This is a genomic window from Glutamicibacter sp. PAEs-4, from assembly GCF_051161755.1.
Classification (GTDB): domain Bacteria; phylum Actinomycetota; class Actinomycetes; order Actinomycetales; family Micrococcaceae; genus Glutamicibacter; species Glutamicibacter nicotianae.
In genome coordinates this window covers 3,279,834-3,294,403 of sequence record NZ_CP195017.1, presented here as the reverse complement: position 1 = coordinate 3,294,403, position 14,570 = coordinate 3,279,834, and the positions used below count along the sequence as shown (strand labels likewise).

Here is a 14,570-nt window from a genome sequence, read left to right as displayed (position 1 = left end):
AGAACACCTTTCGCAAAGACTTTTTGGAGAATCACATGTCGCAGAACATCGCATTCATCGGACTGGGAATCATGGGCCTGCCGATGGCAAAGAACTTGGTCAACGCGGGCTACAACGTCACCGGCTACAACCGCAGCGACAAGGCCGGCAATGAGCTGGCTGCCGCCGGCGGAACCAAGGCGGCATCGATCGCGCAGGCCGTGGCCGACGCCGACGTCATCATCACCATGGTCCCGGACTCCCCGGATGTCCAGGACGTCACCCTCGGCGCGGAGGGCGTCTTCGCCAACGCGAAGCCCGGCGCCCTGTGGATCGACAACTCCTCGATCCGCCCGGACGTCGCAGTGCAGCTCTCGGACGCGGCCCGCGAAGCAGGCCTGCGCCCGCTGGATGCCCCGGTCTCCGGCGGCGAAGCAGGAGCCATCGAGGGCGTGCTGTCCATTATGGTCGGCGGCGAGCAGGCGGACTTCGACGCCGCCAAGCCGGTACTGGAAGCAGTGGGCAAGACCATCGTGCTGGTGGGCCCTTCGGGCTCCGGGCAGACGGTCAAGGCTGCCAACCAGCTGATCGTCGCCGCCAACATCCAGGCGCTTTCTGAAGCGGTGCTCTTCCTCGAAGCCTACGGCGTGGACACCGACGCTGCCGTCAAGGTCCTCGGCGGCGGCCTGGCCGGCTCCAAGGTGCTTGACCAGAAGGCCCAGAAGATCCTGGACCGCGAATTCACCCCGGGCTTCCGCCTGGCCCTGCACAACAAGGACATGGGCATCGTGACCTCCGCCGCCCGCGAAGCCGGCGTAGTGCTTCCGCTGGGTGCACTGGTGGCCCAGCTGGTTACCTCCACCGTCGCCTCCGGTGACGGTGCACTGGATCACTCCGGGCTCTTCCGCGGAGTGCAGCGCCTGGCCGGCAAGGTCGAGGCCCCGGTTCCTGCCTAGGGAATACCACCCCAGGGCACACTGACTTCCTGCGGCGGGGAGGCCAAGGTATCTCCGCTTCCTCGGATGCTGGCCGCGCAATTGCGGGCCCGGCCGATGCAGGCCGCTTGATGACACGGCAAGCTGCCAACGCAGGCCCTGCCCGCCGCGCAATGGGCTTTGTTCCAGCTCATTGCCGGCATCCGATGCTCAAGGAAACGGCGTTGTGGTGACTCATGCACCTTCCGCCCCGCCGCAGGTTTCCTTATCTTTCTCCCAAGCTTTCTCCCAAGCAACCCACCTGCACCCTTGCCGGTGCTCCTAAGGACGTGACTGAAATGCCAAAGATGCGCGCAGTAGATGCCATCGTACAGATCCTGCAGAAGGAGGGCGCCACCGAGGCCTTCGGCCTGCCCGGCGCCGCCATCAACCCGCTGTACTCGGCCATGAAGGCCCACGGCGGCATCCGCCACACCCTGCACCGCCACGTCGAGGGCGCCAGCCACGCGGCCGACGGCTACTCGCGGGCCACCGGCAAGATCGGGTTGTGCCTGGGCACCTCGGGCCCGGCCGGCACCGACATGATCACCGGCCTGTACGCCGCGATCGCCGACAGCATCCCGATGCTGTGCATCACCGGGCAGGCACCCACCAGCGTGCTCCACAAGGAGGACTTCCAGGCAGTGGACATCGAGTCCATCGCCAAGCCGGTCACCAAGTACGCCTCCACCATCCTGGAGCCGGGCCTGGTGCCGGGCACCTTCGCCAAGGCCTTCCAGATCATGCGCTCGGGCCGTCCCGGCCCGGCGTTGATCGACCTGCCGATCAACGTGCAGATGGCCGAGATCGACTTCGACATCGACGCCTACGAGCCCTTGGCGCCATCCAAGCCGCAAGCCACACGCGGCCAGGCCGAGAAAATGGTGGATTTGCTGCTCGGCGGCAAGAAGCCGATCATCATCGCCGGCGGCGGAGTGATCAACGCCAACGCGAGCGACAAGCTGGTCGAGCTGGCCGAAGAGCTGAACATCCCGGTCTCCCCGACCCTGATGGGCTGGGGCGCCATCCCTGATGACCACCGACTGCAGTCGGGCATGGTGGGCATCCAGACCCACACCAAGTACGGCAACGCGACCTTCCTGGAATCCGACGTGGTGCTGGGCCTGGGCAACCGCTGGGCCAACCGCCACACCGGCGACCTGGAGACCTACCGTGCCGGGCGCAAGTTCATCCACGTGGACATCGAGCCCACGCAGATCGGCCGTGTCTTCTCCCCGGATCTGGGGATCACCTCGGATGCCGGCGCCGCTATCGATGCCATCCTGGAAGTGGTGCGCGAGCGCAAGGCCGCCGGCACCCTGCCGGACTACTCGGCGTGGGCCGATGAGGCCACCGCCCGCAAGTCCACCGGGCACCGCAAGACGAACTTCGACAACATCCCGATCAAGCCGCAGCGCGTGTACCAGGAGATGAACGCCGCGTTCGGCCAGGACACCACCTACGTGTCCACCATCGGCTTGAGCCAGATCGCCGGCGCGCAGATGCTGCACGTCTACGGCCCGCGCAAGTGGATCAACGCCGGCCAGGCCGGCCCGCTGGGCTGGACCGGACCGGCCGCCCTGGGCGTGGTGCGCGGCAAGCCGGGCGAGAAGGTCGTGGCCCTCTCCGGCGACTACGACTTCCAGTTCATGATCGAGGAACTGGCCGTCGGCGCGCAGTTCAAGCTGCCGTACGTGCACGTGGTGGTCAACAACTCCTACCTGGGCCTGATCCGCCAGTCGCAGCGCGCCTTCGAAATGGATTACCACGTGTCGCTGGGCTTCGATAACATCAACTCCCCGGAAACCAACGGCTACGGCGTGGACCACGTGAAGGTCGCCGAAGGCCTGGGCTGCAAGGCGGTGCGCATCGAGGATCCAAGCCAGCTGGCTGCCGGATTCGCGCAGGCCAATGCGCTGGCCGAAGAGCACCAGGTGCCGGTCGTGGTGGAAGTGATCCTGGAAAAGGTCACCAACATCGCCATGGGCGCGCAGCTGGATGCCGTCAATGAATTCGAAGACCTGGCCCTGGATGCCGCGGATGCGCCCACCGCGTTGGTTCCGCTGGCAACCTCGGCCGCTGTGGGTGCCTGAAAGGGAAGTCGTCGCTGACCTGCACCCCGTAACGTTGGGCGCGAGGCACCGGTTCACCATTTCGGGTGTGCCTCGCGCCACAACAATCCAGGTTCGGCATAGAGCTGCCGAGCACCAAGAAACCTGAGCTATCAACGAGTAGGAACGCCTCATGAGCATCAACGAAGCTGTCGGACGCGCATCGACCCAAGACACTACCGGAACTACCTTTGACCTGGTGCTGCGCGGGCAGCAAGTGTTGGCCGGGCAGGACATCGCGCCGCGCGAAATCGGCGTGCGCGATGGGAAGATTGTCGCCGTTGAGCCCTACGGCACCGGTCTGTCCGGTACCCGCGTGATCGAGGTGGCCGCCGACGAGGTGCTGCTGCCCGGGCTCGTTGATACGCATGTGCACGTGAACGAGCCAGGGCGCACCGAATGGGAAGGCTTCGAATCGGCCACCAAGGCCGCGGCCGCCGGTGGCGTGACCACCATTGTGGATATGCCGCTGAATTCCATCCCGCCCACGGTGAACCTCGAAGCGCTGGAGATCAAGCGCGAGGCCGCTGGCAAGAACGCCTACGTGAATGTCGGCTTCTGGGGCGGCGCCATCCCGGGCAACAAGAAGGACCTGCGCGAGCTGCACGAAGCAGGGGTCTTCGGCTTCAAGTGCTTCCTGCTGCACTCGGGAGTGGACGAGTTCCCGTCCCTGAGCGTTGACGAGATGGAAGAGGACATGGCCGAACTGGCCTCCTTCGACTCGCTGATGATCGTGCACGCCGAGGACGCCGAGATCATCGACAACTCCCCGCAGCCGGTAGGCGGCAAGTACGCCGGATTCCTGGATTCGCGCCCGCGCGATGCCGAGAACACCGCCATCGCCCAGGTGATCGAACGTGCCCGCACCACCGGGGTGCGCGCCCACGTGCTGCACCTGTCCAGCTCAGATGCGCTGGGAATGATTCGCGAGGCGAAAGCCGAGGGCGTGAAGCTCACCGTGGAAACCTGCCCGCACTACCTGACCTTGCTGTCGGAGGACATCCCCGACGGGGCCACCGCTTTCAAGTGCTGCCCGCCGATCCGCGAGAATGACAACCGCGAGCTGCTCTGGAAGGGCCTGGAGGAAGGCGTTATCGACTGCATCGTTTCGGACCACTCGCCATCGACCATCGATCTGAAGGACGTGGAGAACGGCGACTTCGGTGTCGCCTGGGGCGGCGTGGCGTCGCTGCAGCTGGGCCTGCCGCTGATCTGGAGCGAGGCGAAGCAGCGCGGACTGAAGCTGGAACAGGTTGTGCAGTGGATGGGCGTCAACCCGTCCAAGCTCGCCGGCCTGGGCGCCAAGGGCAGCATCGAGGAGGGCAAGGACGCCGACTTCGCGATCTTCGCTCCAGAGGACACCTTCGAGGTGGACGTGCAGAAGCTTCACCACAAGAATCCGATCTCCCCGTACCAGGGCAAGACCCTGCACGGCGTGGTGCGCCGCTCGATCATTGCCGGCAATGACGTGGACTTCCAGACCCCATCCGGCCAGCTGATCCGCCGCGAGCACTAGGCACTGGGAAATGGCTTCGGCATCCTGCAAAAGGGCAGGATGCCGAAGCCTCTTTTGCGGGGAATTCCTAGTCGATCAGGCGCGACGCAACACCGGTGTTTGGCACGTATTCATCGCGTGGTTGCCGGGCGTCCGGGAAGTCCGTAACAAACGCATATCGATTGCCGTGTCCTGGCCCATTCCAACAACGCAGCCCATAGACTGGCAGCCACGTGGGGATGAAGCAGACGCAACTCTAGATACAGGAATTGGGTATGGACACGATTACTGTTGCATCGGTGCTGACCCAGGAAGTCGAGGACCTGTCCTTGGGCGAGGTTGTCCAGGCGTCGGTAGTCCTCGGCCTCGTGGTCTTGGCAGTGTTGCTGGCCTTCGGCATCAAGACCTATGTCCACTGGCGTCGCCAGTTGAAGAACGCCAAGCGTATCGGAGTTGCCCCGCCAGCTGGTTTCACTTGCCCTGGCAGCAAGGGGCATCAGCATCGGGCACCGCGACTGGACGTGCTCTCAACCCTCGGGGATCTGCGTCGGCCGGAAACCTTGAAACGCAGTTTCGAGGATGGCAAATGACGCCAGCGGTCCGGCCTGCCGCAACGCGGTGGTTAGCCAACGGCGGGATTGGCGACGGCCAGTTCATCGTCACGCTGGATGCTGTCCGCGGTTAGGATCTAGGCATGGCAGAAAATTCCGTTCCTGACTTGCCTCCTGTCAATGCTGAAGCCGCCGAGAAGATGTGGTCCGAGTATCTGGGGAGCAAGGGGATTCCGCTGGCTGATGCGCCACATCATGTAGCCGAATCGTTCGGGGATAACCCTGCGCTTGCCGATGAGCTGCTACACGAAATGCTGCACGGAACCAAGCGGGCGACTTCATCTCTGGCTAGCGACTACGCCTATTACAACGAACGCCTCCCGCAGCCTGAAGACCACTGCATCGTTTGCGACGGCGACGGTCAGCCGCGAGCAATCTTGCGCGTGCTGTCCGTCGAGCGCGCATCGTTCTTCGAGGTGGATGCCCAGTTTGCCGCAGCTGAGGGCGAAGGTGATCTCTCGTTGGAATACTGGCGCGCAGAACATGAGAAATTCTGGCGCCGTACGCAAAAATCAATTGGTGTCGATTGGAAACCTGAAGACACGCTCCAACCCGGGGGAGAGCTGGTCCTGGAACGCTTTGAACTTTGCTGGCCAATGGAGCATGCCGACTAGCCGGACCAAGTTCGTCACGCCGGCCTGCGGTGAAGAATGCGCAGGCGTAGGGTGGAAGCAGAGGGTTTCCCTATCGTCGAAACCCGGTCACGAAAGGTTGAACATGTCGATTGCCGTCATCAATGCCCTATCGGTTCCCGGCGAAGCCGGACCGGAACTGGAGAAGCGTTTCGCCGCTCGCAAGCATTCGGTGGATTCTTCGCCGGGCTTCGAGGGGTTCAAGCTGCTGCGTCCGGTCAACGGTGGAGACAAGTACTTCGTGTACACCCAGTGGGCCACCCGCGAGGACTTCGAGAACTGGCGCGCGCAGCGCGCGGATGCGGCGCATGCCGGCAACGATGCCAAGAAGCCGGTGGCCACCGGCGCTGAACTGCTGGAATTCGAGATCGTAGAACTTTAGGCACTCCCGAATCCAGAAACGTCTCGATGCCATTGCGGTATCGGGGCGTTTTCTGCCTCCAGGATCGGCGACTATCTTTTCCACTTTTCCTGGCGCCGTGCGGAATCGGCCAGCAGTGCCACGCCGAGTCCGATGCACAGCAGGGCACCGAGCAGGAAAGTCATGTTGATGCTTTCGGGACTGGCCTCGCCGTTGAGTCCCGGGTGGGTGGCGATGATTGCCGCGGAAATCGCCGTGCCGAAGGAAGAGCCCACGGTACGCAGCACCTGGTTGAAGCTTACGGAGCTGCCCAGTTCCTGGGTCGCCACGCTGCGGGCAATCAATGCCGGCATCGCCGCGTAGCTTGCGCCCATGCCGATGCCGAAGACCAGCATGCTCAGCAAGATCTCCCAGAGCTCCGCATGGAGCAGCCAGAGCATGGTTCCAGCAGCTGCCATGATGATCGCCCCAATGGGAAGCATGACCTGCATGCCAACGCGCTTTGCCAATACCCGAACCGTGCGGTTGGCGGCCAAGCTGCCTACCGAGAGCGGGAAGATCACAAATCCTGCCCAGAAGACCGGGAGGCTCAGCCCGTATCCTGTTGCGGTATCCGCTTGGGCTACCAGTGACGAGACGGACATGGCGATATACAGTGCCGCGCCCAGGGCGATGGCCGAGATATTGGCCAGGAGGACTTCGCCCTGCTTCAGTGTGCGAAGGTTGATCAAAGGGTGGTCCAGGCGGATTTCCACCCGTACCCAAAGGGCCAGCACGATGATTGAAAAAGCGGCCAGTGCGAGGGTGGTCCCAGAGACCCAACCCCATTTGGGTCCCTCGGATATGGTCAGCAGCAGGGAACCGAGCCCCACCGCCAGCAAGCAGGAGCCGGCGAAGTCGAAGGGGTGCTGCTCTGCGCGGCCATCGGGGCCCGAGGGGACGACTTTCCATACAACGAAGATGGTGGCCAGCACGAATACCGCACCAAACCAGAAGGCGAAGGAGTAGTCGAAAATGCCGGCGATGATGCCGGTCAGCGGATAGCCGATGCCGATTCCGGAGGCAACGGTCACCGACAGGGTAGAGATGGTGTTCTGCGCGTGCTCGGGAGGCACGTAGCGCCGGGCAATGGCGATGGTGACAGGGACAATGCCGTAGGACAGGCCCTGGAGCACGCGTCCGGCAAGAAATACCCCGAAGGTTGGCGCGGCCGCCGCCATGACCGAGCCGACGAACATGGTTGCAAGCGAAGCGAGTAGCAGCCGCTTCTTATGCGGTCCATCGCTGAGTCGTCCCATGATGGGTGTTGCCACGGCGCCGGCCAGGAGATTCACGGTGAGCATCCACTGGGCGGTGGCAACGTCGACGTCGAAGCGCTGGGAAATCGAGGGGACCAGCAGCATGCCCAGCGAGGAGACGATGGCAGTGGCGAGCGCGGCAAAGACCAGCGTCGGCACCAGCGGATTTCGGGCGGTTGCGGTGCGATTCATGGGCGGACCGCCGTGTTGATCTTCTTCAGTGCAGGCAAGGCGGCACGGATCAGGGAAATCTCTTCATCGCTCAGGTTCTCGCCGATGGCTTGCATCAACGCCCTCTGGCCCAGCTGGATTTCATGCTCCAGCTTTTGCCGGCCAGCATCGGTGAGCTTGAACCAGAGCTTGCGCCGGTCGGCTTCATCCCGGTGCCGCTCAATCAGCCCGAGGCCTTCCAACTCCTTGGTGGTCAGCGAGATGGCTTGCTGGCTGACCCCGATGGCCTGCCGCATCCGGGCGGCACTTGCCCGGCCTTCGGTGGCCAGGGTGTGCAAAATGCCCAGCTTGCCCGGGGAAATGGACCGGGCTGTGCGTATCAGGCTCAGCAGCGGCGACAACGCTTCATACAACTGCTCTGGAAGGTCTGACGACTCTTGCTCAAATTCCATAGGTACAGAATACAATTAACTTGTACAAGCGTCTTGTGAAACTATTCGTGAGATAGGGTACCGCGTCCTGGGCTCGGGCAAACGCCTTCCAGATCCTGCGCATTAACGAAGGGGTGGCGCGAATGGGGTAGTCGCAAAACAGGGCGGCAAAAAATCCTTGACCCGAGTTCGGGAGGTGCCCTAAGCTTCAAGATAACCTGATATACCAGTCGGATACCAAGGGTTTTTGATGGCCCGGACCTGGCTTCTGCGCGCCTCGACATCCTGCCGAACGGTACAGGGACCACCTGCCACGTGTCCCGAGCGAGGGGAAATCCCATTGATCTCCAACGAAACCGTCATCAGCTATCTTCAGCGGCTTGCCTCTGGCGCCCCGACGCCGGGCGGAGGCGCGGCCGCAGGATTGCATGCGGCGCAGGCCGCGGCCCTGGTCTCGATGGTTGCCGAATTCACCTCCGGGCCGCGGTATGAAGCAGTCCGGGAGCAAGCACAGCAGATTGCCCGGCAGGCCAAGGCGATGATGCGCCAAGGGCTCAGCGCCGCCGAGGAGGACGAACGGCTGTTCGGCGCCTTGGGCGCGGCCTACAAGCTGCCCAAGGACAACGCAGAGCAGAAGTCGCTGCGCAGTGCGGCGATCCAAGACGCCACCATCGCCGCGGCAGAGCCACTGGCGACCACCGTCGAGGCCTCCATTGAGGTGACCAAGCTGGCCCAGCGGCTGCTGCCCATTGGCAACCGCTCGGTTATCAGCGACGTGGCCGCCGCTGCCGAAGCCGCGCGGGCGGCCCTGGCCACCGCGTTGGCCACCTTGGAAATGAACATTGGCGCCATCAACGATATCGCCCAGCGGGACCGGCTGGTGCAGCTGGCCAACCAGGCCAGCGAGGCAATCGCCCGCGCCGAAGAGCTCAGCGCCAGCGCCCGGACGGCGGTGGCCGCGTGACGGCATGGGACCTGTCCGGAGCGCCGGTGGCCGAAGCGATCCGCCAGCGCACCACGGAACTGGTGGGGCGTCTGGCCGGTGCGGGGGTCACCGTCCGTGTCGCGGTCGTGGTGGCCACCGGCAACGAGGCCACCGCCTGGTATGTGCGCTCCATCGAGCGTGCCGCCGCGCAATTGGGGGTGGAATGCCAGGTGGTGGACCTGGCCGGTGCAACGCACCAGCAGCTGGCCGAAACGATCACCGCATTGAACGAGGATGCCTCGGTGCACGGCATCATCTTGCAGACCCCCTTGCCGCCAGCGGTGGATGCGGCGGCGCTGGTGGCGCTGATCGATCCGGCCAAGGATATCGACGGGGCGAACCCGTTAAGCCTGGGACGGCTCAGTGTTGGGCAGCCGGCATTTGCCCCGGCTACCGCGCGCTCGGTCATCGAGATCCTGGAGCACTACCGGATTCCGCTGTCCGGGCAGCATGTCGCAGTGGTAGGGCGCTCCGCGGTAGTGGGCAAGCCGCTGGCCCAGCTGTTGCTGCGCCGTGATGCCACGGTGAGCATCTGCCACTCCAAGACCGCCGATCTGGCACGAATCACCAAGTCCGCCTCGGTGATCGTGATGGCCGTGGGCAAGGCGAACCTGCTCACTGCCAACGAGGCCGGGGAAACTTCCGTGGTGATCGATGTCGGAACCAATGTCAATGCCGAAGGCAAGCTGGTGGGAGACGTCCATGCGGCCTCGGTGCGCCCACTGGTGCGGGCCCTCAGCCCGGTCCCCGGCGGAGTCGGCACGGTCACCACGGCATTGCTGGTGCTTCATGCTGCGCAGGCCGCGGAGGCCAGCTTGCAACTGGACCCGGCGAAAGGAGCGCACATGGCCGGACGCTGGTAGCTGGCTGGCCGGCGTTCCGGGATCCGCGGCAGGCAAGCCAGCGTGCAGCGGGGGCCGGGATGGCGGAACCGCAATTGCCATGGCGAAGCGATTCACGGGCACGGTGCATGCCGGCGGGGAACAAGAACTGGGATCTGCCGCCGGCTGGATGCACCGGTGCCGCCGCCGCATCATCGATAGGAGTGTCGACGATGCGGCGGCTTTCTCGTGCTTGCTGTGTTGAAGGCCCATGCTAGAACGATCTGGCCGCGGCTCCCTTCTCCGGTAGCGGCGGCCAGATGATCAGCAGACTTGCCCGGTCAGGGGAGCGCGACCGCTTGGACGCTGGTTGCAGGCGGCTGCTTGACCCGTGGGAAGCAACTGCCCCGGGAATCATGTCCATGCATCATGGCGGCGCACGGCGGGACCAGGTGCGCCACGGCAGTATGCTTCCAGAACTTGACGCGCAATTCGATGATCAGCGCCGATGCCAGCTGCTCGAACAGGTCGCCCATGGTGCGCCCCGGCGGGGTGGCTCCGACCTTTTTGAGAGCCGCCTGCGGGGTGGTCACATGGAGCATCCGCAGTTGCCCGGTCACCGGGTCGAGCATTGCCACCAGGGCGGCGCGTGAATGGATCGAGACCATTCCCATCGCGTCATTCACCGATTCCGTGGCTCGAGTCATCACGATGGGCATTCCGGGAGCCCACCCATACTGTGACAGGTGCGCTTTGCCCTCGCGCGTCGCGATGAAATCCGCAACTCTGAGAGCCGTTTCAGTTCTGGCAATCCTACCGGCCATTTCAGGTACTTCCCTTTCTTGCGTTGGACACGAAGACAATGAAGTTCGCAGGGATCCGTCCCCCAAGAAGCGGATCCCGTGGCTGGCGGTGGCTGGCTAGATCAGTGCCAGATCCGTGCCGGCGCCCTGTGGGCCGGCATCGGCCGCAGCGGCCGGATCGGCAGATGGCTGCTTCAGCCAATTCATGGCGCCCGGGGAGCCATCCGGTTGCCCGGGCAGGGCTGCCGGAGTTTCCTTGCCGGCAACGGAGAATTGGAGGTTCTGTGTCTCGAACTGCACGCCGAGCGACTTCTCCATTTGCGGAAGCAGCGTGTCATTGACGTAGAGCATCATCATCGGGACCTGCGCTTCGGCCGTTGCGGTGCAAGCGAGATTCACGATGAGCTCGCCAGGGGATCCGGAAATGCTGCAGGCTGCCGAGTGGATGGCATCCTTCTGGCGGCATTGGCGGGTTGCCAGGTCGGCGACCTGCCTTGTCCGGTTATCCCATGCCGGGTGGTGAACCGGACGTGCATCGGAGGGAACTGCCAAGGGATCTTTCATCATCTGCTCCGCTGCTTTGAGGTGTTTCGTAGTAGAATATATTTAGACAAGCTAACTATTAGACAGGCTACATGTTTTTCTGCGATTCAGGCAAACGAAATGATCCACAGCAGCGACGAAAGGCCAATGGAGCCAGCGAGAACTACTGCCGCGTCCGGCGAAAGGGAATCCATGGGCATGGATAAGCCAACCGGCTACTGGTACGGCGAAGGCAAACCGGCACCTGAAGCTGTTCACCTGTTGGAATTGCTGCGCAGGTATGGCCAGGCCGAGCGAAAAATGCGCGCGGAAACCCGCGGGTCCATGGGGATGAATGAAACCGACCTGTCGGCCTTGCGTTTCCTGCTCGGCGCCCATCGAAGGGGAGTGGTGCCTCGGCAACGAGACGTCGCTGACGAACTGGGAATCTCCCACGCGTCGGTCTCGGCGTTGATCGACCGATTATGCCGCGGCGGGTACGCCGCGCGCGTAGCGCATCCCTCCGATCGCAGGTCGGTGGGCATCGTTCCGACGGAATACAGCGATGCGCAGGTCAGGGCAACGCTGCAGGACATGCACGGGAAAATGCTGGAGGCGGTGAGCGCCCTGACGGCAGAGGAGCGGATTGCCGTGGCGAAGTTCTTGGAGGCCATCATCAGCAGCGTCGAGCCCGAGGAGACGCAGCGCGTGGGGCGGCAGGCGACGGACGCGAGCGGGCGCTGAGGCCGTGGCGAGCGCTGGGCGCCAGATGGCAAACGGCCGGGCACCGCTCGATTGAGCGGTGCCCGGCCGGTGCGGGCAGCAATGTGGCGCTAGTTGGCTGCGGTGGCCAGCGACAGGCCGCGCAGCCGTTCCATCTGCGGATCGTACAGCGGATCATCAACCACGGTGGCGGCGATGAGCTGGCCGAAGTACTCGATCGCCACCGCGTCCCCGGTCTGCACCGTGCTCGGCAGCCAGGCGTAGGCAATCGGCTTGCGCACCGTGTAGCCGTAGGCGGCGCTGGTGACGTAGCCGGCGGCCTTGCCGTCCTCGTAGACCGGCTCCTTGCCCAGCACCACGGAGGTGCCGTCGTCAACGGTCAGGCAGCGCAGGCGCTTGGTGGCCGTCGCGGCGCGTTCGGCCAGGGCGGCCTTGCCTACGAAGTCTGCGGTCTTGGCGGCCTTGACCGCAAAGCCCAGTCCGGCCTGCTCGGGTTCGTGCTCGCTGGTCATATCGGTGCCGAAGGAGCGGAAGCCCTTCTCCAAGCGCATGGAGTTGAACGCCGCGCGGCCGCCGGCGATGATGCCGTGCTCCTGCCCGGCCTCGAAGAGCACGTCCCAGAGCTTGGCGCTGACATCCGCTGACGCGTAGAGCTCCCAGCCGAACTCGCCGACATAGGACAGGCGCATCGCGGTAACCGGAATGCCGGCGATGGAGATCTGCTTGGTGCGGAAGTACTTCAGGCCCTCATTGCTCATGTCATCCGCCGACACCTTGGCCATGACCTCGGATGCCAGCGGGCCCCACAAGCCGATGCAGGAAGTGCCGGCGGTGATATCGCGCACCGCTGCCCACTTGCCCGGGTTGGCGGCATTGAACTTCTTCGCCTCGCGGTTCAGGTAGGCGACATCCACATTCGAGTTGATGCCGGCCTGGTAGACCTCGTCGGAGAGCCGGGCCACGGTGATGTCGCTGGTAATGCCGCCGGCGGCATCCAGCAGCAGGGTGTAGCTGACCATGCCCGGGGCACGCAGCATGTTGGCAGTGGTCAAGCCCTGGAGCAGTTCGCCGGCCCCGGGGCCGGTGACCTCCACGCGCTTGAGCGGGGTCATGTCGAACATGGCCACCGCGGTGCGGGTCTTCCAGGCTTCCGCCGCGGCGATCGGCGAATGGAACTTGGCCGACCAGGCATCGCGTTCCGGTCCGGCCCATTCGGCAGGCATTTCGTCGAGCAGCGCCGCATTGGCTTCGTACCAATGCGGGCGCTCCCAGCCGGTGCCTTCCAGGAAGAATGCGCCCAGTTCCTGCTGGCGGGAGTAGAACGGGGAGGTGCGCACGGCGCGCGGCGTGGTGCGCGGTTCCAGCGGGTGGCGGACGTCGTAGATTTCCACGAAGTTCTGCTGCGAGGTCTCGCTGACGTATTCCCTGGTCGTCTGGACGTCCTCGAATCGGTTCAGGTCGCAGTCGCCCAGGTCCGTCGTGGAGGTGCCGGTGGCGATCAGCTCGGCCACGGCCTTGGCGATGCCCGGGGCGTGGGTAACCCACACGGCTTCGGCCACGAAGAAGCCGTCGACCTCGCGGGACTGGCCCACCAGCGAGCCGCCATCCGGGGTAAAGGAGAAGATGCCGTTGAAGCCGCGCTGGATCTCGGTGCTGCGCAGATCCGGCAGCAGTTCCTGGCTGGCCTCCCACTCGGCGGCGAAGTCCTCAGGTGTGAAGTCCAGCGAGGAGGGCATGCGCTCGTGGGTGATGTCCTCTGGCCGGTAGGCCGGCAGGGTATCCAGGTCCACCGGCATCGGGCGGTGGGCGTAGGAGCCGATGCCGATGCGGTCTCCCCACTCGCGGTAGTAGAGGTCGCGGTCCTGGTAGCGCAGGATCGGGTGGCTGGCGCCGGCCGGCAGCTCGTTGACGCCGGCCAGCGATGGCACCGGGGTGCTCCAGACGAACTGGTGGGCCAGCGGCAGCAGCGGGATCGGCGTGCCAACCATCTCGCCGATCTTCGGACCCCAGAAGCCGGCGCAGGAAACCACGATATCGGCCTCGAAGCGCTCGTCGCCGCAGAGCACCGCGGTGACCTTGCCGCCGGATTGCTCGATGCCGGTGACGATGGTGCGGTCGCGGAATTCAACACCGGCGGCCTTGGCGCGTTCCATCACCAGCGCGGTGCCCTTGGCCGCCAGCGCGAGCCCGTCGCCCGGGGTGAACAGCCCGCCCAGGACCTTCTGAGGGTTGAGCATCGGGAACTTCGCCAAGCAGTCGGCCGCGTCGATGACTTCGGCCTGAACGCCATAGGAGCGGTTCCATCCGGCGCGGCGGTGCAGGTCGGCCAGGCGCTCATCGGTGGTGGCGATTTCCAGTCCGCCCACCGGGAGGAAACAGCCGCGCCCGTCGGCACCGACCAAGCTGGTCAGCTTCTTGATGGTGTACTGCGCGAATTCGGTCATGGACTTGGACGGGTTGGACGAGAAGACCAGGCCCGGGGCGTGCGAGGTGGAGCCGCCGGGAAGGCCCAGCGGCCCCTGCTCGATGACCAGGGTATTGGCGTGGCCCAGGGCCGCGAGCTCATCGGCCAGGTTGGCGCCGACGATGCCGGCGCCGATGATGATGATCCGTGGGGAAAGACGGGACATGGGGGACTCCTTTTAAAGGCGTG

General features: G+C 64.5%; 14 protein-coding genes. 9 read left to right on the top strand and 5 right to left on the bottom strand.

Annotation, left to right across the window (positions count from 1 at the left end; all coding sequences use genetic code 11):
- Nucleotides 1-23: 23 nt before the first annotated feature.
- The 6 genes from ACR9WD_RS15520 to ACR9WD_RS15495 all read left to right on the top strand — a co-directional run bounded on the left by ACR9WD_RS15520 (nt 24) and on the right by ACR9WD_RS15495 (nt 6,184).
- Complete coding sequence (locus tag ACR9WD_RS15520) at nt 24-935, top strand: 2-hydroxy-3-oxopropionate reductase (protein ID WP_073707054.1); 912 nt, start codon at nt 24-26, stop codon at nt 933-935.
- A 317-nt stretch (nt 936-1,252) separates the two neighbouring features.
- On the top strand, nt 1,253-3,046 hold the full coding sequence (gene gcl / locus ACR9WD_RS15515; protein WP_190265245.1) for a glyoxylate carboligase: 1,794 nt from the start codon (nt 1,253-1,255) through the stop codon (nt 3,044-3,046).
- A 151-nt stretch (nt 3,047-3,197) separates the two neighbouring features.
- Nucleotides 3,198-4,580 carry an allantoinase AllB gene (gene allB, locus ACR9WD_RS15510; RefSeq protein ID WP_190264194.1) on the top strand — a complete coding sequence of 461 codons (1,383 nt, stop codon included), beginning with the start codon at nt 3,198-3,200 and terminating at the stop codon, nt 4,578-4,580.
- Nucleotides 4,581-4,834: 254 nt separating this feature from the next.
- Nucleotides 4,835-5,149, top strand: coding sequence for a hypothetical protein (locus ACR9WD_RS15505; protein WP_073707052.1), 315 nt, complete (start codon nt 4,835-4,837; stop codon nt 5,147-5,149).
- A 104-nt stretch (nt 5,150-5,253) separates the two neighbouring features.
- A complete protein-coding gene (locus ACR9WD_RS15500; protein ID WP_190264193.1) occupies nt 5,254-5,784 on the top strand; it encodes an ASCH domain-containing protein in 531 nt (176 codons plus the stop codon).
- 103 nt (nt 5,785-5,887) lie between these two features.
- Nucleotides 5,888-6,184 (top strand): antibiotic biosynthesis monooxygenase family protein, encoded by a 297-nt coding sequence (locus ACR9WD_RS15495; RefSeq protein WP_149597497.1) that lies wholly within the window; start codon nt 5,888-5,890, stop codon nt 6,182-6,184.
- A gap of 71 nt (nt 6,185-6,255) precedes the next feature.
- On the opposite strand, the gene ACR9WD_RS15490 is transcribed toward ACR9WD_RS15495, so the two are convergent.
- The gene (locus ACR9WD_RS15490) at nt 6,256-7,653 is read right to left on the bottom strand and encodes an MFS transporter (RefSeq protein WP_038992940.1); all 1,398 of its coding nucleotides are present in this window, start codon (nt 7,651-7,653) and stop codon (nt 6,256-6,258) included.
- Nucleotides 7,650-8,084, bottom strand: a complete 435-nt coding sequence (locus ACR9WD_RS15485; RefSeq protein WP_149597496.1) for a MarR family winged helix-turn-helix transcriptional regulator — start codon at nt 8,082-8,084, stop codon at nt 7,650-7,652. The genes ACR9WD_RS15490 and ACR9WD_RS15485 overlap by 4 nt, the downstream gene beginning before the upstream one ends.
- Before the next feature lie 319 nt (nt 8,085-8,403).
- Between ACR9WD_RS15485 and ACR9WD_RS15480 the strand changes: the two genes are divergently transcribed.
- Both ACR9WD_RS15480 and ACR9WD_RS15475 read left to right on the top strand, forming a co-directional pair.
- Nucleotides 8,404-9,027: a cyclodeaminase/cyclohydrolase family protein gene (locus ACR9WD_RS15480; protein WP_073707048.1), complete on the top strand. Its 624-nt coding sequence runs from the start codon at nt 8,404-8,406 to the stop codon at nt 9,025-9,027.
- Complete coding sequence (locus ACR9WD_RS15475) at nt 9,024-9,911, top strand: bifunctional 5,10-methylenetetrahydrofolate dehydrogenase/5,10-methenyltetrahydrofolate cyclohydrolase (protein ID WP_073707047.1); 888 nt, start codon at nt 9,024-9,026, stop codon at nt 9,909-9,911. The genes ACR9WD_RS15480 and ACR9WD_RS15475 overlap by 4 nt, the downstream gene beginning before the upstream one ends.
- 299 nt (nt 9,912-10,210) lie before the next feature.
- On the opposite strand, the gene ACR9WD_RS15470 is transcribed toward ACR9WD_RS15475, so the two are convergent.
- Nucleotides 10,211-10,576, bottom strand: a complete 366-nt coding sequence (locus ACR9WD_RS15470) for a hypothetical protein (RefSeq protein ID WP_149597493.1) — start codon at nt 10,574-10,576, stop codon at nt 10,211-10,213.
- Between the two features lie 213 nt (nt 10,577-10,789).
- Nucleotides 10,790-11,239 (bottom strand): hypothetical protein, encoded by a 450-nt coding sequence (locus ACR9WD_RS15465; protein ID WP_190264192.1) that lies wholly within the window; start codon nt 11,237-11,239, stop codon nt 10,790-10,792.
- 96 nt (nt 11,240-11,335) lie between these two features.
- Here ACR9WD_RS15465 and ACR9WD_RS15460 point away from each other — a divergent pair, with 96 nt between their 5' ends.
- Nucleotides 11,336-11,938 carry a MarR family winged helix-turn-helix transcriptional regulator gene (locus ACR9WD_RS15460; protein WP_223308823.1) on the top strand — a complete coding sequence of 201 codons (603 nt, stop codon included), beginning with the start codon at nt 11,336-11,338 and terminating at the stop codon, nt 11,936-11,938.
- An 89-nt stretch (nt 11,939-12,027) separates the two neighbouring features.
- On the opposite strand, the gene ACR9WD_RS15455 is transcribed toward ACR9WD_RS15460, so the two are convergent.
- Nucleotides 12,028-14,547 (bottom strand): GcvT family protein, encoded by a 2,520-nt coding sequence (locus tag ACR9WD_RS15455; protein ID WP_434922395.1) that lies wholly within the window; start codon nt 14,545-14,547, stop codon nt 12,028-12,030.
- Between the last annotated feature and the right edge of the window lie 23 nt (nt 14,548-14,570).

Coding starts and splice junctions, on each gene's coding strand:
- ACR9WD_RS15485 (WP_149597496.1), bottom strand. CDS start 8,084: ATGGAATTTGAGCAAGAGTCGTCAGACCTTCCAGAGCAGTTGTATGAA.
- ACR9WD_RS15470 (WP_149597493.1), bottom strand. CDS start 10,576: ATGACTCGAGCCACGGAATCGGTGAATGACGCGATGGGAATGGTCTCG.
- ACR9WD_RS15455 (WP_434922395.1), bottom strand. CDS start 14,547: ATGTCCCGTCTTTCCCCACGGATCATCATCATCGGCGCCGGCATCGTC.
- ACR9WD_RS15460 (WP_223308823.1), top strand. CDS start 11,336: ATGATCCACAGCAGCGACGAAAGGCCAATGGAGCCAGCGAGAACTACT.
- ACR9WD_RS15495 (WP_149597497.1), top strand. CDS start 5,888: ATGTCGATTGCCGTCATCAATGCCCTATCGGTTCCCGGCGAAGCCGGA.
- gcl (WP_190265245.1), top strand. CDS start 1,253: ATGCCAAAGATGCGCGCAGTAGATGCCATCGTACAGATCCTGCAGAAG.
- ACR9WD_RS15505 (WP_073707052.1), top strand. CDS start 4,835: ATGGACACGATTACTGTTGCATCGGTGCTGACCCAGGAAGTCGAGGAC.
- allB (WP_190264194.1), top strand. CDS start 3,198: ATGAGCATCAACGAAGCTGTCGGACGCGCATCGACCCAAGACACTACC.
- ACR9WD_RS15465 (WP_190264192.1), bottom strand. CDS start 11,239: ATGATGAAAGATCCCTTGGCAGTTCCCTCCGATGCACGTCCGGTTCAC.
- ACR9WD_RS15490 (WP_038992940.1), bottom strand. CDS start 7,653: ATGAATCGCACCGCAACCGCCCGAAATCCGCTGGTGCCGACGCTGGTC.
- ACR9WD_RS15500 (WP_190264193.1), top strand. CDS start 5,254: ATGGCAGAAAATTCCGTTCCTGACTTGCCTCCTGTCAATGCTGAAGCC.